At 75.0% G+C, this 24,674-nt stretch carries 24 protein-coding genes; 7 read left to right on the top strand and 17 right to left on the bottom strand.

What is annotated here, in order from left to right; genetic code table 11:
* Positions 1 to 7 precede the first annotated feature (7 nt).
* Positions 8 to 583: a DinB family protein gene (locus AB5970_RS12445; RefSeq protein ID WP_370504260.1), complete on the top strand. Its 576-nt coding sequence runs from the start codon at positions 8 to 10 to the stop codon at positions 581 to 583.
* Between the two features lie 13 nt (positions 584 to 596).
* Here AB5970_RS12445 and AB5970_RS12450 read toward each other — a convergent pair whose 3' ends face one another.
* The 7 genes from AB5970_RS12450 to AB5970_RS12480 all read right to left on the bottom strand — a co-directional run bounded on the left by AB5970_RS12450 (position 597) and on the right by AB5970_RS12480 (position 6,631).
* Positions 597 to 1,262 (bottom strand): hypothetical protein, encoded by a 666-nt coding sequence (locus AB5970_RS12450; protein ID WP_370504261.1) that lies wholly within the window; start codon positions 1,260 to 1,262, stop codon positions 597 to 599.
* Between the two features lie 39 nt (positions 1,263 to 1,301).
* Positions 1,302 to 1,625: a hypothetical protein gene (locus AB5970_RS12455; RefSeq protein WP_370504262.1), complete on the bottom strand. Its 324-nt coding sequence runs from the start codon at positions 1,623 to 1,625 to the stop codon at positions 1,302 to 1,304.
* A gap of 42 nt (positions 1,626 to 1,667) precedes the next feature.
* Positions 1,668 to 3,002 (bottom strand): NAD(P)/FAD-dependent oxidoreductase, encoded by a 1,335-nt coding sequence (locus AB5970_RS12460; protein WP_370504263.1) that lies wholly within the window; start codon positions 3,000 to 3,002, stop codon positions 1,668 to 1,670.
* Between the two features lie 37 nt (positions 3,003 to 3,039).
* Positions 3,040 to 3,984, bottom strand: a complete 945-nt coding sequence (locus AB5970_RS12465) for an RNA polymerase sigma-70 factor (protein ID WP_370504264.1) — start codon at positions 3,982 to 3,984, stop codon at positions 3,040 to 3,042.
* Positions 3,985 to 4,006: 22 nt separating this feature from the next.
* Complete coding sequence (locus AB5970_RS12470; protein ID WP_370504265.1) at positions 4,007 to 4,747, bottom strand: SDR family oxidoreductase; 741 nt, start codon at positions 4,745 to 4,747, stop codon at positions 4,007 to 4,009.
* 85 nt (positions 4,748 to 4,832) lie between these two features.
* Positions 4,833 to 5,753, bottom strand: a complete 921-nt coding sequence (locus AB5970_RS12475) for a S1C family serine protease (RefSeq protein WP_370504266.1) — start codon at positions 5,751 to 5,753, stop codon at positions 4,833 to 4,835.
* Positions 5,754 to 5,815: 62 nt separating this feature from the next.
* On the bottom strand, positions 5,816 to 6,631 hold the full coding sequence (locus AB5970_RS12480) for a class I SAM-dependent methyltransferase (protein ID WP_370504267.1): 816 nt from the start codon (positions 6,629 to 6,631) through the stop codon (positions 5,816 to 5,818).
* Positions 6,632 to 6,751: 120 nt separating this feature from the next.
* Between AB5970_RS12480 and AB5970_RS12485 the strand changes: the two genes are divergently transcribed.
* Together AB5970_RS12485 and AB5970_RS12490 are read left to right on the top strand one after the other, a co-directional pair.
* The gene (locus AB5970_RS12485) at positions 6,752 to 7,015 is read left to right on the top strand and encodes a GlsB/YeaQ/YmgE family stress response membrane protein (protein ID WP_370504268.1); all 264 of its coding nucleotides are present in this window, start codon (positions 6,752 to 6,754) and stop codon (positions 7,013 to 7,015) included.
* A gap of 185 nt (positions 7,016 to 7,200) precedes the next feature.
* On the top strand, positions 7,201 to 9,282 hold the full coding sequence (locus AB5970_RS12490; RefSeq protein ID WP_370504269.1) for a tachylectin-related carbohydrate-binding protein: 2,082 nt from the start codon (positions 7,201 to 7,203) through the stop codon (positions 9,280 to 9,282).
* On the opposite strand, the gene AB5970_RS12495 is transcribed toward AB5970_RS12490, so the two are convergent.
* Together AB5970_RS12495 and AB5970_RS12500 are read right to left on the bottom strand one after the other, a co-directional pair.
* Positions 9,268 to 10,215: a hypothetical protein gene (locus tag AB5970_RS12495; RefSeq protein WP_370504270.1), complete on the bottom strand. Its 948-nt coding sequence runs from the start codon at positions 10,213 to 10,215 to the stop codon at positions 9,268 to 9,270. The genes AB5970_RS12490 and AB5970_RS12495 overlap by 15 nt on opposite strands.
* A 38-nt stretch (positions 10,216 to 10,253) precedes the next feature.
* Positions 10,254 to 11,219, bottom strand: a complete 966-nt coding sequence (locus AB5970_RS12500; RefSeq protein ID WP_370504271.1) for an EamA family transporter — start codon at positions 11,217 to 11,219, stop codon at positions 10,254 to 10,256.
* Between the two features lie 85 nt (positions 11,220 to 11,304).
* Here AB5970_RS12500 and AB5970_RS12505 point away from each other — a divergent pair, with 85 nt between their 5' ends.
* A complete protein-coding gene (locus tag AB5970_RS12505; protein WP_370504272.1) occupies positions 11,305 to 11,865 on the top strand; it encodes a CGNR zinc finger domain-containing protein in 561 nt (186 codons plus the stop codon).
* Here the strand turns inward: AB5970_RS12505 and AB5970_RS12510 are convergent.
* From AB5970_RS12510 to AB5970_RS12525, 4 genes are read right to left on the bottom strand one after another with little or no spacing between them, the layout of a single operon-like run.
* The gene (locus tag AB5970_RS12510; protein WP_370504273.1) at positions 11,826 to 12,620 is read right to left on the bottom strand and encodes a class I SAM-dependent methyltransferase; all 795 of its coding nucleotides are present in this window, start codon (positions 12,618 to 12,620) and stop codon (positions 11,826 to 11,828) included. The two genes, AB5970_RS12505 and AB5970_RS12510, sit on opposite strands and share 40 nt — an antisense overlap.
* Positions 12,621 to 12,652: 32 nt before the next feature.
* Positions 12,653 to 14,182: a hypothetical protein gene (locus AB5970_RS12515; RefSeq protein ID WP_370504274.1), complete on the bottom strand. Its 1,530-nt coding sequence runs from the start codon at positions 14,180 to 14,182 to the stop codon at positions 12,653 to 12,655.
* Between the two features lie 15 nt (positions 14,183 to 14,197).
* Positions 14,198 to 14,854 carry a DedA family protein gene (locus tag AB5970_RS12520; protein ID WP_370504275.1) on the bottom strand — a complete coding sequence of 219 codons (657 nt, stop codon included), beginning with the start codon at positions 14,852 to 14,854 and terminating at the stop codon, positions 14,198 to 14,200.
* Positions 14,851 to 15,678 carry a COG4705 family protein gene (locus AB5970_RS12525; RefSeq protein WP_370504276.1) on the bottom strand — a complete coding sequence of 276 codons (828 nt, stop codon included), beginning with the start codon at positions 15,676 to 15,678 and terminating at the stop codon, positions 14,851 to 14,853. The genes AB5970_RS12520 and AB5970_RS12525 overlap by 4 nt, the downstream gene beginning before the upstream one ends.
* Positions 15,679 to 15,785: 107 nt before the next feature.
* Here AB5970_RS12525 and AB5970_RS12530 point away from each other — a divergent pair, with 107 nt between their 5' ends.
* Together AB5970_RS12530 and AB5970_RS12535 are read left to right on the top strand one after the other, a co-directional pair.
* The gene (locus tag AB5970_RS12530; protein ID WP_370504277.1) at positions 15,786 to 16,544 is read left to right on the top strand and encodes an ABC transporter permease; all 759 of its coding nucleotides are present in this window, start codon (positions 15,786 to 15,788) and stop codon (positions 16,542 to 16,544) included.
* A 52-nt stretch (positions 16,545 to 16,596) separates the two neighbouring features.
* Positions 16,597 to 17,274, top strand: coding sequence for a winged helix-turn-helix domain-containing protein (locus AB5970_RS12535; RefSeq protein ID WP_370504278.1), 678 nt, complete (start codon positions 16,597 to 16,599; stop codon positions 17,272 to 17,274).
* On the opposite strand, the gene AB5970_RS12540 is transcribed toward AB5970_RS12535, so the two are convergent.
* On the bottom strand, positions 17,247 to 18,641 hold the full coding sequence (locus AB5970_RS12540) for a sensor histidine kinase (protein WP_370504279.1): 1,395 nt from the start codon (positions 18,639 to 18,641) through the stop codon (positions 17,247 to 17,249). The two genes, AB5970_RS12535 and AB5970_RS12540, sit on opposite strands and share 28 nt — an antisense overlap.
* Before the next feature lie 5 nt (positions 18,642 to 18,646).
* Positions 18,647 to 19,438: a COG4705 family protein gene (locus tag AB5970_RS12545; RefSeq protein WP_370504280.1), complete on the bottom strand. Its 792-nt coding sequence runs from the start codon at positions 19,436 to 19,438 to the stop codon at positions 18,647 to 18,649.
* Between the two features lie 142 nt (positions 19,439 to 19,580).
* Here AB5970_RS12545 and AB5970_RS12550 point away from each other — a divergent pair, with 142 nt between their 5' ends.
* Positions 19,581 to 21,503 carry a copper resistance protein CopC gene (locus tag AB5970_RS12550; protein WP_370504281.1) on the top strand — a complete coding sequence of 641 codons (1,923 nt, stop codon included), beginning with the start codon at positions 19,581 to 19,583 and terminating at the stop codon, positions 21,501 to 21,503.
* A gap of 2 nt (positions 21,504 to 21,505) precedes the next feature.
* Here AB5970_RS12550 and AB5970_RS12555 read toward each other — a convergent pair whose 3' ends face one another.
* Both AB5970_RS12555 and AB5970_RS12560 read right to left on the bottom strand, forming a co-directional pair.
* Positions 21,506 to 24,139: a S8 family serine peptidase gene (locus AB5970_RS12555; RefSeq protein ID WP_370504282.1), complete on the bottom strand. Its 2,634-nt coding sequence runs from the start codon at positions 24,137 to 24,139 to the stop codon at positions 21,506 to 21,508.
* Positions 24,123 to 24,668, bottom strand: a complete 546-nt coding sequence (locus AB5970_RS12560; protein WP_370504283.1) for a hypothetical protein — start codon at positions 24,666 to 24,668, stop codon at positions 24,123 to 24,125. The genes AB5970_RS12555 and AB5970_RS12560 overlap by 17 nt, the downstream gene beginning before the upstream one ends.
* Positions 24,669 to 24,674: the final 6 nt, after the last annotated feature.

The following is a 24,674-nucleotide window of genomic DNA, read 5'->3' on the forward strand; positions in this document are numbered from 1 at the left end:
GGCGGGCATGGACGAGAAAGAGATGCTGCACGGCTACCTGCGGGCCCAGCGCGACAGCCTGCTGAGCAAGCTCGACGGGCTGGGGGAGTACGACGTCCGTCGACCGATGACCTCCACGGGCACCAACCTGCTGGGGCTGGTCAAGCACGTGGCCAGCGTCGAGATGGGCTACCTGGGCGAGGTGTTCGGCCGGCCGGCCGACCGCGAGCTGCCGTGGTTCGCCGACGACGCCGAGGTCAACGCGGACATGTGGGCGCCGGCCGACCAGACGCGCGAGGAGATCGTCGAGCTGCACCGGTACTCGGCCGCGCTCAGCGACGCCACGATCGCCGCCCTGCCGCTCGACGCCCCCGGCGAGGTGCCGTGGTGGGGCGAGGCGAAGCGGCACGTGACGCTGCGCCAGATCATGGTGCACATGTGCGTCGAGACCGCGCGGCACGCGGGCCACGCGGACATCGTCCGCGAGCTCATCGACGGAGCGGTCGGCAGCCGCCCCGACGACCCCAACATCCCCGAGGTCGACTGGCCTGCCTACCGCGAGCGGCTCGAGACCGCCGCGCGCGAGGCGGGCGCGGCGTCGTAGGACGGCCGCGCGCTCAGGCCTCCGGCCGGTCGGGCCGCCGGGCCGGCGGGGTCGCCAGGATCGCGATGCTGAGCACCAGCACCCACACGGGGAACACGAGCTGGGCCCACTTGTACGTCCCGGCGACGACCAGCAGCACGAGCGCGACGGCGTAGCCCGAGATCGCGATCCACCGAGGCACGGTCGCCGTCCGGAGCGCGACCGTGCTGACCGACAGCGTGAACACCGCGGCCATCCGCATGGCGTAGACGGACACGAGCGTCTCGGTGCTGCCGCTCCCGTACACCCAGATCCCGGTGTCCAGGTGACCGCCCGGCGCCATCTCGACCAGGGTGCTCGCGGTGACCGCGCCCAGGAAGAGCATGGCCAGGAAGAGCAGGCCGCTGCCGAGGAACACCGTGGAGAACAGCCGGTCCTCGACCTCGCCGAGCTGGTCCCGGACGACGCCGATGAACCACAGGAACGCGATGCCGGCGAACGGCACGAGGTTGAGGCTGACGCGGACCAGCGCCCGCCGGGTCGGGTCGAGGTCGACCGACTCGACCGTCTCGCCGGAGATCGCGACGCGGAGCATGACCAGGGCGGCGATGAGCAGCGCCGCGAACAGGATGCCGGCGACCGCGGCGGACCGGCGGCTGCGCCATCGCCTGGCCGTCAGGACCGTCGCCGGTGGGGTCACCGACCCATCCTGGCAGGGTGGCCGCGCTCCGGGCGCCTCTCAGCGGCGTGCCGTCGCGGCGTGCCGGTGCATCGGCGGGGCTGACGACCTGGCACGGCGCGCGCGGCGCAGGAGCCGGATGGCGAGGACCGACAGCGGGATGTTCACCATGGCGGGGACGCCGACCCAGTACGACGCGGTGAGCAGCGCGTACGCGGCCCAGAGGGTCTCCGTGGCCAGCAGGACCACCTGCGTCGTGATCGAGAGGCCGACGAGCGCGACCGCGTCGTGCCGCTGCCGCCAGAGGCGGACGGCCTGCGGCCACCACAGGGTCAGGGAGCCGACCGAGGCCAGGAGCCCGACGTACTCCACGGCGACGTCCATGAAGGTCAGGGGTGGCCCGGCCGGGCGGAGATACCTCCCGGGCTACCGGGGCCGGGGCGCGCCGCCGGTCACGAAGGCCTCGCGCGGTCGCTGGACGCTGGCCAGCGACACGATGTCCCGGCCGAAGAGGACGGCCGAGACCCAGACCGCCGCCACCCGGACCTTGCGCTCCCAGGTGGGCACCGCGAGCACGTGGTACCCGCGGTGCATGACCCAGGCCGGGAAGCCGGTGACGACGATCCGCCGGTACTGGAACACGCCCTGCCCCAGGCCGAGGGTCGCGACGACGCCGAGGCTCGCGTGCCGGTAGTCCCGGGGCTCCTGGCCGCGCAGGACGGCGGCGATGTTGGCCGCCAGGTGCCTGCCCTGCCGCACGGCGTGCTGCGCGTTGGGCACGGTCCGGCGGCCGGGCGCGTCGGTGGCGAGGTCGGGCACCGCGGCGTCGTCACCCGCCGCCCAGGCGTCCGCGACGGGGGCGTCCTCGGTGCCCACCCGCAGGTCGGCCCGCACCCGCACGAGGCCGCGCTCGTCGACGGGCAGGTCGGTGTGCCGGGCCACCACGGGGTTGGCCGCGTTGCCCGCCGCCCAGACGATGAGCTCGGAGTCGAACTCGACCCCGGTGGAGAGCACCACGTGCCCGCCCACGGCCGAGAGCACCTGCGTGTTCAGGTGCACGTGCGCGCCGCGAGCCTCGAAGGCCCGGACGACCCACCGCCCGGGACCGTCGGTCACCTCGGGCAGGATCCGGCCGGCCGCCTCGACCAGGTGGAAGCTCACGTCCTGCGCCGTCAGCTCCGGGTAGGCGCGCAGCAGCGACGTGGCCAGCGACAACAGCTCGCCGAACCCCTCGACCCCCGAGAACCCGCCGCCCACGAACGTCACGGTGAGCAGCCGGCGACGTTCGGGCCCCGGCGGCAGCAGGGCGGCCCGGTCGAACGCCGTGAGGAGCGTGTCGCGGATGGCGACGGCCTCCTCGACGTGCTTCATGCCGATGGCCTGCTCCGCGATCCCCGGCACGGGGAACGTCCGGGTGACGGCGCCGGCGGTGATCACGACGACGTCGTACCCCAGCTCCACGTCGTCGCCGTCCGGAGGCCGCACCACCACGGTCTTGCGTGCGTGCTCCACCCTCGTCACGCTGCCCGCCACGATCCGCGTCCGGCGCAGGTGGCGGCGCAGCGACACCGCGGCGTGCCGGGCCTCGACGGAGCCGGCCATGACCTCGGGCAGGAACGGCTGGTACGTCATGTACGGGCGGGGGTCGATCACGGTGATCCGCGCCTCGTCGGGCCGCAGCGTCTTCTCCAGGTTCCAGGCGGCGTAGAAGCCCGCATAGCCACCGCCGACGACCACGATGTCCTTCTTCGTCTCGTTCACACCCTCTCGACCGCGTGGGTGCCCCGGACGTGACATCTCACGCCACCGGGGCGAACTGCCGCAGCTTGCTCGGGCTGACCTGGATGAAGAGGTGGTCGATGCCCTCGTCCGAGGCGTCGAGGGCGACGAGCGCCTGCGGCTCGCCGTCGGCCGACGTGACCAGCAGCGCGGCGCCGCCGTTGGCGTCGACGACCCGCAGCGTCGAGTCCTGCCAGTACTTGCGCAGGATGTTGTCGAGGAACGTCACCGTGCGTGCGGACCCGTGCAGCTCGACGCGCGAGGCGTGCACCTCCCCGCCCCCGTCGGGCCGGACCACGACGTCCCGGGCGAGCAGGCGCTCGAGCCCGTCGAGGTCCCCGGCCTGGGCGGCCGCGACGAACGACTCGAGGAGCCGGCGCTGCTCGGCCGGGGAGACGGGCGCGGACCGCTCGGAGTCGAGGCGCTCGCGTGCCCGCCGTGCGACCTGCCGCGCGTTCACCTCGGAGATGTCGAGCACGTCGGCGATCTCGCGGTGGGAGTAGTCGAACGCCTCGCGCAGCACGTAGCTGGCCCGCTCGGCCGGCGTCAGCTTCTCCAGCAGGAGCAGCACCGCGAGCCCGAGCGCCTCCGTCCGCTCGGCCCCCAGCGCGGGGTCCGCCGCGGTGTCCACGGGCTCCGGCAGCCAGGGCCCGACGTACGTCTCCCGGCGGGCGTGCGCGGAGGTGGCCGCGTTGATGGCCAGCCGGGTCGTGGTCGTCGTGAGGAACGCGGCCGGGTTGCGCACCACGCTGCGGTCCGTGCCCTGCCAGCGCAGCCAGGCGTCCTGCACCACGTCCTCGGCCTCCGCGACGCTGCCCAGCATCCGGTACGCGATGCCGAACAGCCGGGGGCGCACGTCCTCGAACGCGTCGACGTCCGTGTCCGGGACGTTGGTGTTCCACCCTGCGGCGGGCGCGTCCGGGTTGTCGGTCGTGCCGGTGAGGTCGGTGTCGTCGCTGGCCACCGTCACACGATAGGACCGGACGTCACCGCGCGAGCCAGTCGTCGAGGCGCTCGGTGGCCAGCACGGCCTCGCCGGTGGGGACGAGCGAGTCCTCCGCCAGGACCGCTCCGAAGTACGGCGCGGCCGGGTCCGTCACCACCGTGCGCGCGTCCCCGCGCGCGGCGAGCACGTGGCGCCCGAGGTCGTCGAGCCGGAACTGCTCGGGCCCCGCCACGTCGACGCGGCCCTGGCGGGGTGCCCCGAGCACGACGTCCCGCAGGGCGGCGGCGACGTCGTCGGCGGCCATCGGCTGGATGAGCACGTGCGCCAGGCGCACCGTGCCGTCCTGCGTCGCCGCGTCGAGGATGCCGCCGAGGAACTCGAAGAACTGGGTGGCGTGGACGAGCGAGTACGGGATCGAGGAGGCCTCGATGAGCTGCTCCTGCGCGATCTTCGCGCGGAAGTACCCGCTCTCGGGCAGGCGCTGCGTGCCCACGACCGAGAGGGCGACGTGGTGGCCGACGCCGGCGACGCTCTCGGCCGCGAGGAGGTTGAGCGTCGAGGTCTCGAAGAACTCCAGCACGGCGGCGGCCTCGAACGACGGCGAGTTCGAGACGTCGACGACCACCTCGGCGCCGACCAGCACCTCGGCCAGCCCGTCGCCCGTGAGGGTGTTCACGCCGGTGCCCGGCGACGCGGCGACCGCCTCGTGGCCCTGCGCGGCGAGCAGCGCGACCAGCTTCGAGCCGATGAGCCCCGTGCCTCCGACGACGACGATCTTCATGAGCGAACCTCCGGTGGGTGCCGTGCGACGCAGCGGTGCGCTGGTCACCCCCGTTCGACCGCGCAGGAGCGGCGGACGTGACACCTCAGGGCAGCGAGAGCTCGCGGGGGAACACCAGCACGTCCACCAGGGCGCCGTTGCGCCAGACGGTGAGCTCGATCCGGCGGTCGATGGCGTCCTCGACCATGAGCTTCTGCACGGCGGTCGAGCTCACCACGCGGCTGCCGTCCAGCTCGACGACGATGTCGCCGCGGTGCAGGTCCGCCTGGGCGGCCGGGCTGCCGGGGGAGACGCCGACGATCTGCAGGCCGGTGGGGGAGCCGATCCGCTCGGCGAGCTGCGGCGGCAGGGGCACCTGCGAGCCGATGATGCCCAGCCACGCCCGGCGCACCCGGCCCGTGGTCATCAGGGCCGTGATGATCTCCCGCGTGGTGGCGTTGATCGGCACCGCGAGCCCCACGCCGATGCCCGCCAGCGCGGTGTTCACGCCGACCATCCGGCCGGCGCTGTCGGCCAGCACCCCGCCGCTGTTGCCGGGGTTGAGCGCGGCGTCGGTCTGCACGACCTCGTCGACCACGCGGCCCGAGGCGGTGGGCAGCGACCGGCCGAGCGCCGACACGATGCCGGCCGTGACGCTCCCGGCCAGCCCGAGCGGGTTGCCCAGCGCGATGACCAGCTGGCCCACCCGCAGCCCGGCGGCGTCGCCCAGCTCGACCGGCGCGGGCACGTCGCCCCGGGCCAGCAGCACCGCGAGGTCGGACAGCGGGTCGCGCCCGACGACGTCCGCCTGCAGCGTGCTGCCGTTGCTGAACGCGGCCTCGGCGATCGTCGCCCCCGCCACCACGTGCGCGCTGGTGAGCAGGTAGCCGTCGGTGGTGATGACGCTCGCGCTGCCCGCACCCGTGCCGCGCGAGGTGCGGACGGTCAGGCTGGCGACGCTGGGCAGCACCGCCTCCGCGACGGCGACGACGGTGCGCGAGTACGCGTCCAGGGGCTCCTCGGACATGCCCGGTACAGCGGCCCGGGCGGCGCCGATATGCCCGCGGTTCGCCGCAGGCGCAAACCGGCTCAGCCCGCCGTGCCCAGGGTGTGCCGGACGTCCTGCTCGAACCGGAGGGCTCCCGAGCCGTCGCGCAGGGCCGTGACCGCGGCGACGACGTCGGCGCGCACCGCGTCCCGGGCGTCCACGGGCACGGCCTCCCACATAGCCCGCTGCCCGTGCGACCAGGAGAACTCCAGGTAGTGCTCGGCGTCGCGGAACACCGCCTCCACGGTGCGGTGGGCGGTGCGGACGGACCCGAGCCCGGCGGCGTCGAACAGCGCGGTCATGCCGTCGTCGGAGGCGAACGGGCCCCGTCGACCGCTCGTGCGGGCGTCGAGCATGGCCGGCGGGAGGTAGGGGTCGAAGAGCGCGTCGATCGCGCGCCAGCGGTCGTCCTGCGGACCGAACGTGGTCACGCCCATCCGCCCTCCCGGCACCAGCAGCCTGGTCCAGGCGCGCAGCGCGTCCGCGGGGTCCGGCAGGAAGAAGAGCACGAGGCACGACGCGACGACGTCGAACGTCGCCGGCGGCAGCTCCGGCACCTGGGCGTCGCCGACCCGCACCTCGACCTGCGGGAGGTCCGCCAGGTCCCGTGCCGCGAGGTCCACCATCCGCGGGGCGAGGTCGATGCCGAGGGCGTAGCCGGCCGGTCCGGTCGCCCGCGCCAGCGGGGCCAGGGCCGCCCCGCGTCCGCACCCGACGTCGAGCACGCGCTCGCCGGGTGCGACGGCCAGCTCGTCCACCAGCCCGCGGGCGATCGGACCGAACCACGGCACCCCCACGTCGTCGTAGGTGTCCGCGGCGCGGTCGAAGACGCCGGCGATGCCGTCCGGTGGTCCCATGCCGTCACCTTGTCAGGGTCGCCCCGCCCTCCACCAGGGTTCTGTCCAGCGCGCGGACCGGACAGATCGCCCCTAGATTCGCTGACGCCGTTCTCGTCCGCCCTACGCAAGGAGACTGTCATGACACCCGGAGGCATCATCTCCGCCATCGTCATCGGCGCGATCATCGGAGTCCTCGGCCGCCTCGTGGTCCGCGGCAGGCAGAACATCTCGATCCTGGTCACCATCATCGTCGGCATCGTCGCCGCGCTGCTGGGCACGTGGCTCGCCAGCCTGGTCGGTGTGCAGGACACCAACGGCATCGACTGGATCGAGCTGATCTTCCAGGTCGTGCTCGCCGCCATCGGCGTGGCGATCGTCGCCGGCACCGGACGCCGTCGCTGACACCTCGAGGCACCCCGCGCCGGCCCTGCGCCGGCCGGGGTGCCCGAATGGCCTGGACCGCGGCGACCGACCGGCGGAGCATGAGCGGGAGGTCGTCGAGCCCTCCCGCGCACCGCACCTGAGCGTGCCCCGTCCGGTGTGCCGGCTCGGACGCCCCGTCGCCGGGCGCGCCAGAGGAGTCGGCCATGGCACAGACGCTGGACCACGCGCAGGTGACGCAGCTGCGGACGCTCGTCAGCTCCGGGATCGACGGCCTCGGTGAGCTGACGCTCGACGTCGACCGGATCTCGCGGCATGAGCTCAGCCCGCACGTCGTCGGCGAGGTGGCCGACCGCGGACTGACCGGGGTGACGCTCGAGGCGCCGGTCCGCGTGCCCCTGCCCACCACCTACCTTCTCGACGTCCAGGCCTTCGAGGCGGCGCTGCGCACCGAGCTCTCCGCCTCGGTCGCCGGCTGCTCCTACGAGCTGCGGCGCGGCGGGCAGACCGTCTTCTCCGGCTCGTTCCAGGACGCCCGGATGGCGGGCGACTCGACCGCGGGGGTGCCGGCCGTCCCGTGGTCGACGCGGTCGCGGATGCACGTCGCGAGCTGCAGCAAGCTCGTCACGGCGATCGCGATGACGCGCGTGCTCGCCGAGCACGGCATCTCGCCCGACACCCCCGTCGCGGGGTTCCTGCCGGCCTACTGGAGCCGGGGCCCGAACCTCGGCCAGGTGACCTTCGCGCACCTCATGCGGCACACCTCGGGGCTGGGCACCACGGCCGTGTCGGCGTCGGACCTCCCGCTGATGAAGCAGCGCGTCGCCGACGGGTCGGTGGGCGTCGGCGACGCGTTCTACCTCTACCAGAACCTGAACTTTGGCCTGTGCCGCATCCTCGTGGCCACGGTCAACGGTGACGTGGACCCGTCGCTGTCGGTGCCGTTCGGCCTGAACGACGTGCTGTGGGACTCCGCGACGATCGACGCCTACGTGCGCTACGTCGAGACCAAGGTGCTCGCCCCGGCCGGGGTGTCCGGGGTGGGCATGACGTACGCCGACGACCACGCGCTCGGCTACCCGTTCCCCCGCATGGTCCCCGGCTTCGCCAGCGGCGACCTGCGGGCGTGGAGCGGCGGCGTCGGCTGGGTGCTCTCGGTCGACGAGCTGCTCCGGATCATGGGCACCCTGCGCCGCGGCGGCACGATCATGGCGCCCGACGCGGCACAGGCCATGCTGGACCGGAGGTTCGGGGTGGATGCGCCCATCCCGACGCGCGGCGGCACCGTGCACGAGAAGACCGGCTGGTGGGTCGACGGCGCACGCACGCAGCAGTCGATGGCGCTCTTCCTGCCGGAGGACATGGAGCTCGTCGTGCTGGCCAACTCCGGGCAGGGCGCGGCCGGTGTCAACGTCGTGGGTCGGGTGAGCGCCCTGTACCAGGAGTGCCTGCGGGAGCAGATGCACTTCCCGACCGGCCTGACGGTGGTCCCCGCGTTCGTGTACGGCATCGAGCCCGACGGCGACCTGCTCTGGTACCGCCACGACGGTGCCCAGACCGGCGGCGGGGTCGCCACGTGGCGGGGGCCGGCGACGGTCGGCGTCGGGTGGGGGCAGGCGCCGCACGTGTTCCCCGGTGGTGGTGACGTCGTCTACGCGATCGATCCCGAGGGCCGGCTCTGGTGGTACGAGCACAAGGGATTCAACACCGGCGCCGGGCTCGCGAGCCCCGACAGCTGGGCCGGCCCGCGCGAGGTCGGCCACGGGTGGGGCGACGTCGCCCGGGTGTTCTCGGGGGGCGACGGGGTGATCTACGCGATCATGCCGGACGGCACGCTGCGCTGGTACCGGCACCACGGCGTGGCCACCGGCGACGGCCTCGAGACGCCGGGCGCGTGGTCGGGGCCGCGCGACGTCGGCGTGGGCTGGGACTCGGCGCTCCACGTGTTCTCGACCGGCGGCGGGGTGATCTACGCGGTCATGCCCGACGGGACGCTGCGCTGGTACCGGCACGACGGCGTCGGCGACGGGCGCGGGCTCGAGTCGCCGGGCGCGTGGTCCGGCCCGGTCGACGTGGGCTGGGGCTGGGCGGACGTCACCCGCGTGTTCAGCAGCGGCGCGGGCGTCATCTACGCGGTGATGCCCGACGGGACGCTGCGGTGGTTCCGCCACGACGGGTACGCGACGGGAGCCGTGCAGTGGCAGGGGCCGGTGGAGGTCGGCACGGGGTGGGACGCCTTCACCACGGTGTTCGCGCTGCTGCCGCGCGAGCCCTCAGTCGTGCGCTGACGACGCGTCCCACCACGCGAGCACCCGGAGCGCGCGCAGCGTGTTCCACCGGCTCGGCCTGCCCACGCCCTCTTCCAGATCGAAGTGCACGCGACCCGTGGGGACCCGGTCGAGCAGCCAGCGACCGTCCGGCTGCCGCCGGGACCGCACGTGCTCGACGGCCTCGGCCATGCGCGGGTCGGGCTCCGCGCCGGCGCCCCGCAAGTAGTCCAGGCCGCGCAGCACGTCGTACTGCCAGTAGTAGGGGAAGGCGAGCTCGAGGTACCGGGGCTCGGCCACCTCGCCGGTGCTGAGGCGACGGAACAGGTGGCGCTCGAGCAGGTACTCCTCGCCGCCGCGGCGCGCCTCCCGCAGCGCGGCCGACCCGCCCGTCGCGCGCTCGAACGCGAGCAGGCCGTCGAGCACGTCGATCGTCGTGTCGAACGACGACCGCACCGACCCGTTCTCGACCTCGCAGTTCCACCCGCCGTCGGCCAGGCGCTCGCCCAGCACCCGGTCGACCAGCGGGGCGACGTCCACGCCGAAGTACGCGCCCGCCTCGATGGTCCGGCCGTTGATGCAGGGCTCGACCTCGCCGTCGAAGTACCGCTGCCCGGCGTGCTCCCAGCGCCCGTGCTCGGCGATGCCGGCGATGGCGCGGCGGGCCGCGGAGGACTCCGGGTCGAGCCCGAGCAGCTGGAGGGTCTGCAGGGTGTGCATGGTCGCGGTCCACGGCTGCCCGGGCTCGTCGCCGGTGTACCCGGCCGGGAAGCACGCGCCGCCCGCCCACAGCCCGTCCGGGTCCTCGAGCGCGAGCAGGCGGGCGCCCCAGCCCTCGTGCTCGACGCGCGCCCGCTCCGCCGCGACCGCGCCGGGCGAGCCGTCCGTGAGGTCGCGCAGCACCTGCCAGCGGATGGCGGGGTCGCCCTCGAGCAGCCAGTCGATCGCACCCATCCGGCCAGGCTAGGACCCGGCCGCGGACGTGTCGCGGCTCAGGTCCGCGCGTCGACCACGGCCGGGGTCGGCACGACGGCGACCACCTCGGGCACGTCCGTCCCGCGCCGGACCAGCGCGATCCCCGCGACGACCAGCACCATGCCGGCGATCTGCAGGGGCAGCGGCGCCTCGCCCACCAGCGCCCACGCGAGCAGCACGGCGACCAGCACCTCCGACAGGGCGAGGAACGAGGCCAGGCGCTCCCCGAGCAGCCGCACGGACAGTGCGCTCACGCCGTAGGCGAAGGCGGTCGGCACTGTGGCGACGACGAGCAGCGGCACGATCCAGTGCACCTGCGCGCCGAGCAGCCCGACGCGCACGTCGGGGGCAGCCAGCGGCAGCACCCCGAGCACGGCGACCAGGGCCACGGTCAGCGCGCCGACGACCATGCCGGCGCCCGCGAGGCTGATGGCAGGCAGGTCGGTGCGGCGGCCCGTGAACGCGAAGTAGGCGGCGTTGCCCACCGCGGAGACCAGCGCGAACACCAGCCCGACGGGGTCGAGCTCGAGCGACCCGGTGAGGTCGAGGACCAGCACGAGTCCGCCGGTGGCGAGCGCGGCACCCACCAGCGTGGCGCGCGCCGGCGCCCGCCGCTCGCGGGCCCACCGCCACGCGACCAGCAGCAGCGGCCCGGTGTACTCGACCAGCAGGGCGACCGCGACGGGCAGCCGGTCGACCGCGAGGTAGTACATGGTCGACGCGGTGGCCACCCCGAGCACCCCGAAGCCGAGGACCGTGCGCCACTCGGCGAGCAGCACGTCCCAGCGGCCGCGCAGGGCCCACGCCGCCGGCCCCGCCAGCAGCAGCGCGGCCACCGACAGCCGGACGAGGATCGCGGAGCCGGGGGACCAGCCGGCGACGAGCAGCGGCTTGACCACGGGGCCGCTGGTGGCGAACGCGGCCGCGGCGACGAGCCCGGCGACGATGCCGACGGCGCGGTCCTGGCTGGCGGGCGTGGACATCGCCGCTCCTGTCGCGGTCAGGGCTGTCATGAGTCAAGTGCGAGTACGCTCATGACAGTAGCCGAGTGAATCGACAGGAGTCAAAGTGGTTTTCGCACCTGACACCGAGATGAACCTCGGGGCGGCCGTCGACCTGGTGAACACGGCGCGCCGACGGGACGGGCGCGACGCGCTGGCCACGGTCGAGGACCTGTCCGAGTTCTACCGGCGCTGGGGCTACACCGTGCGGCACGACGAGGACGCCGACGAGCTGGCCGGGGTCCGCGCCGCGCGGGCGCGGGTCGCCGCGCTCTGGGACGTCGACCGGGACACGGCCGTGCCGCTGCTCAACGAGATGCTCGACCGCGGGGGCGCGGTGCTGCACCTGGTGCGGCACGACGACCTCGACTGGCACCTGCACGCCACCGGCCCGGACACCCCGCTGGCCACCGTGATCCTGGTCGAGACGGCCATGGCGATGGTCGACGTGGTGCGCACGGACGAGTACGACCGGCTCCAACACTGCGAGGCCGACGACTGCGACGCCGTCCTGGTCGACCTGTCGCGCAACCGGTCGCGCCGGTTCTGCGACGTCAACGGGTGCGCGAACCGCGCCCACGTCGCGGCCTACCGCGCCCGGCGCTCGGCGTCGACCGACCCGGCCTGAACCCGGCTCCGCACGCACCACGCGACGGCGGTCACGTCGAACGGCGCGGACGGCAGCAGCTCGGCGCACCGGGCGCGGAGCGCGTCCCGCCCGGCGTCGTCGAGCCCGGCGACGTGCTCGCCCGCCGGGCCGACCCCGAGCGTGTAGGTCTGCCACCACTCGTCGAAGGCGCCGTAGTGGGCGCTGACCCTCTCGCTCCACGCGGTGACGTCCTCGAGGCCGGCCCCGCGGAACAGCTCCGCCAGGTGGCCTTCGCGCACACCCGGCAGGGTCGACTCGTCCGGTGCTGCCGGGTCGATGTCGCGCACGGCACGCCAGAACGTGCGGAGCGGGCCGCCGGCGCCGGCGTGGTCCCACGCGCTCGCGGCGACGCCGCCGCCGGGCCGGGTCACCCGCGCCATCTCCGCTAGCCCGGCCACCGGGTCGCTCATGAACGGGACGGCGAGCTGCGCCACGGTCAGGTCGAAGGCGTCGTCGTCGAACGGCAGCGACTCCGCGCCGGCGGCGTCGACGCGCAGGCCGGGGAACCGCGCACGCGCGGCCGCGACGAACGACTCGGAGGGGTCGACGGCCGCGACCGCGTCCGCGCCCAGGCGCGCCACCAGCTGCGCGGTCAGGGCGCCGGGCCCGCAGCCGACGTCGAGCGCGCGAGCGCCCGGCGACACGCCGAGAGCCGCGGCGAACCGCTCCGCGAGCGGCTCGGAGTAGCGGCCCATGAACCGCCCGTACGCGTCGGCGGCGACGTCGAACCCCATCGAGCGACCGTAGCCCCGCCCGGAGGACCGGCCTAGGGCGAGCGATCCGGGCGGGGGAGCAGCAGCCGGATCCCGTGGCGGTCCACCACGGTCGTCAGCCGGCCAAGCGCGCGGGTCGTGCCGGCGTCGAACCCGTCGCCGACGCCGCGCGCGAGGACGGTCGCCGCGCCGGAGGTGAGGTACTGCGTGACGTCGCGCTGCCAGCGCTGGTTGAGGATCCGGGGCACCGCCTTGCCGTGCCGGTCCCGGCTGCCGACGTCGTACGTTTGTCCCGACAGGTCGACCGGGACCGGGCAGCCCCGGGCCACGTCGCGCGACAGGACACCGAGCAGCGCCAACGCCCCCGGGGAGTCCGACCGGATGCACCCGGTCGCCGGCAGGTGCCGGCGGATCTCGGCGGCCGGGAAGGGCACGGGAGCGGGGGCCTGGACCGCGACGGCGAGGGCCCCGAGGGCGAGGCAGAGCGCGGCGGCGGTCGCGACGCGGGCCGGAGCGGGCACGACCGGGACGGCCGCCGCGACCACCAGCGCCAGCGCAGCCGCCGAGAACGCGGCGTAGTGCGCGAAGTAGGACGGCGAGAGCAGGAGCACCGCGACCTCCCCGGCCAGCAGCACGACCCACAGGCGACCGCGGCGTCCGTGCCAGGCCACGGCCGCGCAGGCGACGACGAGGCCGCAGACGAGGACCAGCAGGGCCGCCCCGCCGGGACCGGTGGTCGGCGCCGAGGTCACGTCGAGGCCGGCGATGCCCGTGAGCCGGGTCGCGGTGGACGCCGGCGTCCGCGCGCGCCCGAGCTGGTCGAGCACGACGAGCCGGAGCATCCGCGCGGGCGCCGTGACCGCGAAAGGCAGCAGGACGAGGGTGGTCGAGGCCGCCGCGGCCGACCCGACGACGAGCGCGGTCCGCACGCCACGGACGTGCGCCTGCCAGGCGACGACGACCAGCACGGGCACGACGTTCCAGATCTTCACGGCGGGTCCGAGCCCGAGCACCGCGCCGCCGACCCAGGTGCACCAGCCCGGGGCCCCGGTGTCGGACGCCCGGACCAGGAGCACGACCGCGCCGAGCAGGGTGACCGTGCCGAGCGGCTCGAGCAGCGTGATCCGGTCGGCGTACGCGGCCGCGGGCGACAGTGCGTACAGGAGCGCGGCGGCGACCATCGGCGCCGTCCCCCACCGGCGGGCGATGCGCGTCACCAGCACGGTGCTGAGGGCGCCGAGCCCGATGAACGCGGCCCGGGCGGCCGCCAGGGCGGTGGCGTCGCCGGTCCGGCGGGCCAGGGCCGCGAAGGGCGCGAGCGCCAGCATGATGCCCGGGGGATGGAGCAGGAGGAAGTCCCGGTACGGCATCTGGCCGTGCACGAACGCCACCGCGGAGGCGAAGTACACGCCGTCGTCGTACCCCTGGTAGCCGTACAGCCCGACCCGGCCGCCCACCATGCTCCAGCGGACCGCGAGCGCGAGGACCGCCGCGGTCGCGGCGACGGACCAGCCGGCCGCCCGCGACGGGGCGGCGACCGACCCGCGGCCGCCGGGGCCGTCCAGGCGTTCGAGCCCGCCCACCGGAGGCCGGCTGTCTCAGACCCCGGCGGTCGCCCGGGAGCGCGCGCGCAGCCGGGACACCACGAACCACACGGCCATGGCCGCCACCACCGCGATGACGAGCCACTGGAAGATGCCGGCGTACTGGTCGACCGCCCCCCAGCTCTCGCCGAGCAGGTAGCCCGCGCAGACGAAGATCGTGTTCCACACCGCGCTGCCCGCCGCCGTGAGCAGCAGGAACGTGCCGACCGGCATGCGCTCGACCCCCGCGGGGATCGAGATCAGGCTGCGGAACACCGGCACCATGCGACCGACGAACACGGCCGTGCGGGCGTGCCGGGCGAAGAACGCCTCCGACCGGTCGACGTCGTCGAGGCTCACCAGGGGGATCCGGGCCACCAGGGCCCGTGTCCGCTCGCGCCCGATGAGCGCGCCGACGAGGTACAGCACGGCCGCGCCGACCACCGAGCCCACCGTGGTCCAGGCGATCGCCGCCACCAGGCTGAACGAGCCCTGGCTGGCCGTGAATCCCGCGAGCGGCAGGATGATCTCGCTGGGCAGCGGCGGGAAGACGTTCTCGAGCGCGATGGCGATCGCGGCACCCACCACCCCGAGGGTGTCCATGAGGTGCACGGCCCACCCGGCGACGCCGGTCAGGGTGCTCGGGTCGGTGGCTGCCGCGAGAACGCTCATCGGGTCGGGTCGCTCGCGTACGCGTCCAGCTCGTCCAGGTCGTCGGGCACGTCGAGCTGCGCGGGCTCGACGTCGCGTCGCGTGATCGTGAGGAACACGACCGTGGCGGCGATCGCGGCGAGGAACAGGACGCTGGTGGTCGTGGTGCCCAGGCCGAGGCCGCCGTCGGCGGTGCTCTGCGAGAGCAGGTCGCCGATCGAGGCGCCCAGCGGCCGGGTGAGGACGTAGGCGATCCAGAACGACAGGACGGCGCCGAGGTGGAACCGGTAGTGGGCGATCGTGACGACGGCGATCGCGCCGGCGAACAGGAGCGCGGAGGCGAGGTACCCCAGCGCGAGGCCCTCGGCGAGCAGGTCACCGGCGGCGGTGCCGAGCGCGAAGGTGAACAGGATCGCGAGCCAGTAGAAGACCTCGCGGCGGGTGCTCGTGATCGAGTGGATGGAGAGCGTGCCCTCGACGCGGTACCAGATCGCGAACGTCGCGCCGAGCGCGACCGCGAACACGACGGTCGTCACCCACAGCGGGACGCCGGCCACGTCGACGAGGTTGTCGGTGATCAGGGTGCCGACGACGCTGATGAGGACGACGGCGAGCCAGTACAGCGGGGCGACGTACGCGGCGGCGCGGAACTGGGCCACCAGGGTGACGACGAGGACGAGGCCGACCGCGATCGACGCCCCGGTGAGCGTCATGCCGATCGTCCCGGTCAGGTAGTCGGCGACGGTCTCGCCGACGGTGGTGGCCAGGACCTTGATCACCCAGAACCAGAGGGTGATCTCGGGGACCTTGTTGAGTGCGCGCCGGGCGCTCGGGTTCAGTGTCATGCCCGCAGCCTCCGGGAGCGACGCTGAAGATTCCCTGAGTCGGCGTACGGACGGGCCCGGAGGCCGTACGGTGCAGCGATGCACGCCAGCACTCCCGCAGACCCACGATGACGGCGGCACCCCTCGCGCGGGTCGCCCTCGCGCTCGTCGTCCTGGTGGCGGTCGCCCTCGTGGTGCTCACCGTCGCGCGCGTGCACGTCCGGCGGGACGCGATCGTCGCGGTCGCCCGCGCGGCGGTGCAGCTGACGCTCGTCGCGCTCGTCATCGCGTGGGTGTTCCTGCACCCCGGGGGCGTGGTCCTGTACCTCGCGGTCATGCTCACGGCCGCGGCGTGGACGTCGACCGGCCGGATCGGCCTGGGCGTTGGCGTCCTGCCCGTCGCCCTGCTGGCCATCGCCGCCGGGGCCGTCTCGGCGACCGGTCCGGTCCTGGCGAGCGGCGCGCTGCCGCTGCGGGCGGAGACCGTGGTGCCCTTCGCGGCGCAGATCATCGGCGGGTCCATGACCGCGACGTCGCTGACCGGCATCCGGCTGCGGGACGACGTCGCGGCCGGGTGGGACGCCGTCGAGGGGTGGCTCGCGATCGGTGCCACGCCGCGGCAGGCGGTGGTGCCGCAGGCGCGGCGGGCGGTCGCGCGCGCGCTCGTGCCGGCGCTGGACCAGACCCGCAGCGCCGGGCTCGTGGTGCTCCCCGGTGCGTTCGTCGGGCTGCTGCTGGGCGGTGCCTCGCCGGCGGAGGCGGCCCAGGTGCAGCTGCTCGTGCTCGTCGGGCTCCTGGCGGCCGAGTCCGTGGCGTCCGTGGTGACCGCCCGGCTCCTGGCGGACCGGGTCGGCGTGGTGCGGCCGAGCGTCGGGGCGCGCGACTAGGTCAGACTACGGACGGTGTCCGGTGCGGTCCGGCGCCAGGAAGAGGTCCCACGTGAAGGTGCTGGTGATCGAGGACGAGGAGCAGATCGCCGACGCCGTCCGGCGTGGGCTCGAGGGCGAGGGCATCGCGGTCGACGTGATGCGCGACGGGGTGGACGGCCTGTGGGCCGCGACCGAGACGCCGTACGACGCCATCGTGCTCGACCTCATGCTGCCCGGCCTCAGCGGTCGCGAGGTGCTGGTGAGCCTGCGCGAGCGCGGCGTCTGGACCCCGGTGCTCGTGCTCACGGCGCGCGACGGCGACGACGTGCAGGTGAGCCTGTTCGACCGCGGTGCCGACGACTTCCTGCCCAAGCCGTTCTCGTTCGAGGTGCTGCTGGCGCGCCTGCGCGCGCTGGTGCGCCGCGGGGCCCCCGAGCGTCCCGTCGTGCTCACCGCCGGTGACCTGCGGCTGGAGCCCGCCCGGCGGCGGGTGTCGCGCGGGGCGGTCGAGATCGCGCTCACGCCGCGCGAGTACGGCGTGCTGGAGCTCCTCATGCGCCGCGGCGGCGACGTGGTGACCAAGCGGGAGATCCTCGAGAACGTCTGGGACTCCGCGTTCGACGGCGACCCGAACGTGGTCGAGGTCTACATCAGCTACCTGCGGCGCAAGGTGGACGCCCCGTTCGCCCGCAGCTCCATCCTCACGGTGCGGGGGATGGGCTACCGGGTCGCGGCCGACGACGACTGAGGATCGCGCCGCAGCGGCAGCCGGACGACGACGTCGGCACCGCCGAGCGGCGACGAGCCGACCTCGACCCGCCCGCCGTGGGACTCGACGATGCCCTGGACGATCGCCAGCCCGAGCCCGGAGCCGCCCGCGGACCGCGCGCGCCCCTCGTCGAGCCGCGCGAACCGCTCGAACACGACCTCGCGGGACTCGGGCGGGATGCCGGTCCCGTCGTCCTCGACGTGCACCGTCACCTCGGCGCCGTGCACGCTCATCGACAGCCGGACGCGGCCGGCGGCGTGGCGGACGGCGTTGTCGGTCAGGTTCCGCACGACGCGCTCCAGCTCGTGGGGGTTGCCGCGCACCTGCGCCGGTGTCGTGTGGACCTCCACGGCCACGCCGGCGGGCGCGTGCGCGTCGAAGCCGACGTGCTCGACCACGTCGTCGAGGTCCACGTCGTGGTCGCGGTCCGTCGACCCGCTCTCCGCGGTGCGCGTGAGCACCAGCAGGTCGTCCACGAGGCGCTGCATGCGGTCGGTGGATCCGCGCAGGGCGGCCGCGGTGGCCGCCCAGTCCGCCTCCTGAGGTCGTCGCGTCGCCACGTCCAGCTCGGCGCGGACGGCCGCCAGCGGGCTGCGCAGCTCGTGGCTGGCGTCGGCGACGAACCGCACCTGCGCCTGCTGCGCGTCGTGCAGCCGGTCGAGCATCCCGTTGAGGGTCACGGCGAGCCGCGCGATCTCGTCGCCGGTGCGCGGCACGTCGATCCGGGTGTCGAGGTCCGCGTCGCTGATCTGCGCCGTGCGGCGGCGGATCTGCTCCACGGGCTGCAGTGCCCGCCCGGTCAGCAGGTAGGTGATCGCGCCGACCACCAGCACCAGGAGCGGCACGGCGACGAGGAGGGCCTGGGCGGCGTCCTGCACGGTCTCGCTGCCCTCGGAGTACGACTGCTGGACGATCACGGTGTCGGCGCCGTCGACGCCGTCCGAGGTCCCCAGCACCACGGTGACGAACGGGCCCTCGCCCGGTCCGACCGCGTCCGGCTGGACCTCGACGGCCGTTCCTGCGGTCGCCGGGACGCTCGACAGCGGCGGGAACCCGGCGACGGCGGGGCTCGACGCGACGACCTCGCCCGCGTGGAGGACCTGGAGGAAGGCGACGTCGCCGGGGGCCGGTGTGAGGTTGATGCCCGAGGTCACGGAGCCGTCGGTGGTGAGCTCGGACGCCACGTCGTGCGCCCGGGTGGTCGCGGTGGCCACGGCATTGGTCTCGACGGAGTCGTGCAGCACGACCAGCAGCGCGAGCGACGCGAGCACGAGCGCCAGGGTCACGGCACCCGCCGCCGCGAGCGCGGACCGGGCCCGGACGGAGAGCTGCCGGCGTCCGATCATGCGGGTCACGCTAGCCGCTGACGCTCCGCACGATCCGCGGACGTCATCCGCACCACCAGTGCCGCGATCGCGACGGCCAGGACGAGGGCGACGCGCCCCGAGCCCAGGCCGAGGCCGCCGCGGTCGGGCGACACCCCGAGCCAGTCGGCGAACGACGCCCCGACCGGTCGGGTCAGGACGTAGGCCCACCAGAACGCCAGGATCGCGTTCAGCCCGAACCAGCGGTACCCGATCGCCGGCACCAGCAGCAGGACGGAGAAGACCAGCCCCGCGGCGAGGTAGCCCAGGTGGAACGTCACCGCGAGCAGGTCGCCCGCCGCGGTGCCGAGCGCGAACGTGGCCATCACGGCCGCCCAGTAGAACCACTCGCGCCGGGCCGTCCGGATGCTGTGGATCGACAGCGTCCCCTCGGTGCGGTGCCAGAGCACGAAGACGGCGGCGAGCGTCACCGCGAAGAACGCCGTGGAGACCTCGTACGGGATCCCGAGGCCGACGTGCACCACGTCCGCCGCCATCGTCCCGAACACGCCGACCATCGAGACCGCGAGCCAGTAGCGCCAGGGCACGTACCGGGGCGCGCGCAGCTGGAGCACCAGCGCGACGCCCAGCGCCGCGGCGCCCAGCAGCACCGCGAGCTCGGGCGGCATGGCGCGGACCAGGAAGTCGGAGCTCGACTCGCCCATCGCCGTCGTCAGGGCCTTCGCCGCCCAGAAGATCGCGGTGACCTCGGGCACCTTGCTGGCCGCGTCGGTCAGGCTCGTGGTCGATCGGGTGGCGGTGGGCTCGCTGGTCGTCACGGGCACATGGTGGCGGCGCGAACCTTGGGATCGCCTGAGACCCGGTCCGCATGACCGCCGGATGACAGTCTCGTCATCCCCGCGTCACCCGCGAGCCTGCCCGCCTAGTGTGTGCGCCATCGCCAGGAAGGTGGATCCGTCGGTGAACGCGTCCATCGGCTCCGTCGGCGGCCGTCGTCCCGCGTCGGCCGCACGCCGTCGCGCGCGCGTCCTCGCGGTGCGGGCGTGCGTGCTCGTCGCCGGCGTGCTGCTCGCCCTCGTCCTGTCCGCACCGGCCGCGCAGGCGCACGCCCTGCTCGTGCGCTCCGACCCGGCCAGCGGCTCGGCGCTCACCGCGTCGCCGTCGGCCGTCACCCTCTGGTTCGACGAGGAGATCTCCGCGCGGCTGAGCTCGGCGCGGCTGGTCGACGGCGGCGGACGCGAGGTCGCGGGCACCCGGGTCGCCGTCCCGACCGAGGACGGGAAGGTCCTCACGCTGGCGCTGCCCGTGCTCGGCAGCGGGACCTACGGGGTCCTGTGGCAGGTGCTGGCGCAGGACGACGGCCACACGTCGTCGGGCACGGTGGTGTTCACCGTCGGGGCGGCCTCGGCGGCACCGAGCCCGGCGGTCGGCGCGTCGACCGGCCCGACGCCGCAGGCCGTCGCGCTGCGGTGGGCGCGCCTGGTCGCGCTGGCCGGGCTGGTGGGGGCGCTGGCGGTCCTCGGCATCGTCGTCGGTCGGTCCCGGCGTCCGAGCCTGCCCGCGCCGCTCCTGGTCACCGCCCGCACCGCGCGCGCCCGTCTGCTCGTCCTGGGGAGCCTCGCGGCGGCGCTCGGCGCGCTGGTCGGCCTGGCGGACCTGGCCGCGCAGGTCGGACTCCTGCGCCCGCCCGCCGGATCGTGGGCGGCGACGGCCGGCGGGCTGCTCGGTGGCACCCGGTGGGGCCGGCTGTGGCTCGGGCGCGAGGTCGCGCTGCTCGCGGCGCTGGTGCTCCTCGCCGCCCTGCGGTCGCCGAGGGGATCGACCCGCGCGCGCCGAGCGGTCGCGTGTGCGGCAGCCGCGGCAGCCCTCGCCGTCGTGGTGATCGAGGCGCTGGGCAGCCACGCCGCGGCGCTGGACCCCGACCCGACCACCGCGGTGGTCGCCGACGCCGTGCACATCCTCTGCGCGTGCCTGTGGCTGGGCGCGGTCGCGGCGCTGGCCGTGCTGCTCTGGCCGCACGCCTCCGGTGCGAGCGGCGTGGCCCTGGCTCGCGAGTGCCGGACCGCGTTCACGCGGGTGGTCCTGGCGAGCGTCGGCCTGGTGCTCGTCACCGGGCTCTACGGCGCCGGCCGCCAGATCGCGTCGGTCGACGACCTGACCGGCACCGCCTACGGCCGCGCGCTGCTGGTCAAGGTGGCCCTGGTGGCCGTCGTGCTCGTGCTCGGGCTGCTCAACTCGACCACCCTGCACGGCGCGCGCCTGCTCGGCCGCGGGCGGCCGTTCTCGCGCCGCCTGGTGGTGGTCGAGGCCGGCGTCGGCGCGGCGCTGCTCGTGGCCGTCGGCCTGCTCGTCGAGACCGCGCCGCGGGGCGACGCGGCCGTGCCGCCGTCCGCATCGGTCGAGGTCGCCAGCGGCTCGGTGGGGGACCTGCTGGTCACGCTGGCCGCGACGCCGAGCCGGCCCGGCCTCAACGGCTTCACCGTGACCGTCACGAGCACCCGACGGCCCGCACCGGCCGCGATCGACGCCGTGCGGCTCGAGCTGGCGATCGGCGGGGAGACGTCCGAGGTCGTGCTCCGGCAGGTCGCCGCCGAGCGGTACTTCGGCACCGCCGACGTGACCGCCGCGGGCCTGGTCCGGGTTGACGCCCTGGTGGACCGCGCCGGCACCCGCGTCGTCGTCCCGGTCGCGTGGCGCGTCGACCCGCCGGCCGATCCGGTCGAGGCACGGCCGCTCGCCCCGTACGCGGACGTCCTCGCGGCGCTCCTGGTCGTCGCCTCCGTCGTCGCTGTTCTCGTCCACCTGCGGTCGGGACGCCGCCGCGCACCGGCCGCGCAGCCGGTGGAGGTCACGCACGACCTGGCCGTGGAGGGCCGGCGGTAGGCCTACCGCACGACCAGCGTCACGGTGGTCTGGTGCGCGAGCGAGCCGTTCGTGCCCGTGACCCGGACCGTGAACGTGCCCCGCGGTGTCTGCGAGGTCGTCCGGACGCGGATCGTCGACGTGCCCGCGGTCGCCACCGGGTTGACGGTGAACGTGGCGGACGACCCGGCGGGCAGGCCCGTCGCGGCGAGCGAGACGGGGCCGGTGAACCCGCCCGCCGCGGCCACGGTGACCACGGACGACGCCGTCTGGCCGCGCGTCACGGTGACCGAGGACGGTGCCGCCGCGACCGAGAAGTCGCGGGCGACCACCACCAGGCTCGCGCTGACGGTCCGCACCAGGGCGCCGCTGGTCCCCGTGACCGTCACCGGGTAGGTGCCGCCCGGCGCGGTCGTCGGCGTGGCGATCGTGAGCACGGAGGTTCCTGCGCCGGTGACCACTGGACGGCTGAAGGTGCCCGTGCCCGCCGCCTGCGGCACGCCGGCGAACGACAGCGACACGGGTCCGGCGAACCCGTTGAGCGCTGCGACCGAGACGGTGAAGGTCACGGAGCCGCCCGCGTTCGTGGTGCGAGCTGCGGGTGCGATGCCGAGCGTGAAGCTGGGCGGCGCCGGGACGACGAGCGTGACGGTCGCCGATCGCGTGGTCGTCCCGCTCGTCCCGGTGATCGTCAACGGGTAGGAGCCGGCGGCCAGGGCCGCGTCCGTCGTGACCGTGAGCGTGGAGCTGCCCGCGCCGCCGGTCACGACCGCGGGTGCGAAGCTCCACGCGCTCGGCGCCGCCAGTCCGGCGAGCGAGAGCGACACGTCGCCGGAGAAGCCGCTCACCGAGGCGACGGAGACGGCGACGGTGGCGGAGCCGCCCGCGGGCGCCGTGACCGTCGCGGGCGAGACCCCGACGGTGAACGACGGGGCGGCCGGGACCACGAGCGTCACCGGGACGGCGTGCGCGATCGCGCCGGAGGTCCCCGTGACCGTGAGGGGGTAGGAGCCGGCGGGCAGGGTCGGGTCGGTGGTCACGGTGAGCGTCGAGCCGCCCACCCCGCCCACGACGCGGACGGGGGAGAAGGTGCCGGCGCCCTGCGCCGGGGTGAGACCCGCCAGCGACAGGTCCACGTCGCCGGTGAAGCCGCGCACGGCCGCCACGTACAGGCTCACGGTGGTGGAGCCACCGGCGGCGACGGTCACGGACGTCGGCGTCGCGGCGAGCGTGAAGTCCGGCGTCGTCGCCAGCCACTGGTAGGAGGCTGCGACGTCGAGGCGTCCGTAGCCGACGTCGTCGTCGAACCCGACGGGCCCGAGGTCGACCGCCCCTACCTCGAGCGCGGTCTCCTGACGGTCGGCCGACAGGTCCGGGAACGCGTCGAGCAGCAGCGCGAGCGCGCCCGTGACGTGCGGCGCCGCCAGTGAGGTCCCGTCGGCGGTGAGGTAGAGGCCGTACAGGTCGGTGGTGCGGATGCCGACCGCCGGCGCGGCGAGCGTCGGGTTGCTCGCGCCCGCGCAGCTCGAGGGCCCGCGGCCGGACGCCGCGTAGAGGGCGTCGGCGTTGTCGGTGCCCCCGACCGCCAGGGCCTCCGGGTTGTTCGCGGGGCTGCGGACCGAGCCCGCGGTGGGTCCCTCGTTGCCTGCCGCGAAGACGGGCAGGATCCCGGCCGCCCGCAGGCTGCGCAGGTCCGCCTGGAACTCGAGCGAGCAGCCCGCGGTGGACATGGTCCACGAGTCGTTGACGACGTTCGGCGCATCGGCCGTCGCGGGGTTCCCGTCGGGGTCGAGGAGCCACTGGAAGCCGCGGTGGATGGCGGTCGACGTCGCGGCCCCGCGGTCGTCGAAGATCTTCACCGCGATCCATGTCGCCGCGGGCGCCACCCCGATCGAGCTGCCGCCCGCGGCGCCGCCGACGATGACCCCCATCGTCGCGGTCCCATGGCCGTTGACGTCGGTCGGCGTCGTGGGGTGCTGGCCGTTCGGGTCGTACCAGCTGTTCGTGCCGCCCCGCCACGTGCTCGCGAGGTCCGGGTGGGACGCGTCGACACCGGTGTCCATGGTGGCGACGACGATCCCCTGGCCGCGGAACCCCTGCGCCCACACGGCGGGCGCACCGATCCGGTCGATGTTCGGCTCCGTCGCCGCGCTCGGCGCGGTGGTGACGGGCTCCAGGGCCGAGGCGTGCAGGACGATCCGCGGCCGGACCGTCGCCACGTCGCCGCGCGCGGCGAGCTCCCGGACCACCGCCGGGGTGGCGCGCACGTCGATCTCGTTGGTGACCCAGAACGGCACAACGTCGGTGGCGAGGTGCTGCGCCTGCCGCGTGGCGAGCAGCGACCGCAGGCCCCGCTGCGTCCGGTCGGCGTGGGTGCGCAGGGCGCGCTCGACCGCGCCGAGCCGAGCGTGGCGCCGCAGGTTGCGGGCGGCGCTGAGGTCGGCGTGCGAGGTCAGGACGACGGCGACGTCGAGCAGGTCGGAGGGCGACGCGGTGGCCAGCTGCTGTGCCAGCACCGGGTCGATCGAGCCGGCGGGCACGGCCGACCGGCCCGCCGCGGCGGCGCCGGGACCGCCCGCGAGGATCATGGCGATCCCGAGGACCGCGGCGAGCAGCGGCGCCCGGCGGCCGGGGCCCCGGCTACTCGACGACGACATGCTCCACCTGCGCGTCCCCCAGGAGGACCGAGACGACGCTGCCCTCGTGGATCCAGTTGTTCGGGTTCTCGAAGACCAGGTAGTAGGTGACGCCGGCCTTGAACGCGCCGCTGTGCGAGTGGTTCATGAACAGGTCGTGCACCACCAGCCCCGTCTCCTCGTCCACGACGGCCGGGGGCGTCTCGGGGTCGTGCAGGGCGTTCGCCGTGTCCGGGTCGACCACCTGGTAGCGCAGGTCCACCAGGCCCCCGCCGCCCGTGAGAGCGACGCCCGTGATCACGACCCCGCTCCGCTGGACCAGCTCGTCGGCGGTGACGGCGGGCCGTCCCCACGACACCGCGGCGACCGGCTCCGCCGCCGGGGCGGACTCCTGTGCCGACGACCGCTGCGACAGCCAGACGACCACCGCGACCGCCGCCGCGGCGAGGAGCACGCCCGCGAGCAGGCCGAGCACGCGGGGCCCGACCCGGCGCGCGGGGCTCGTCGCGGGTGGGGTCGCGTCCGCCCCGACCGTCGCCTGGCTCGTCACCGGGGG

The sequence above is a fragment of the Cellulomonas sp. ICMP 17802 genome (genome assembly GCF_041295535.1).
GTDB lineage: Bacteria > Actinomycetota > Actinomycetes > Actinomycetales > Cellulomonadaceae > Cellulomonas.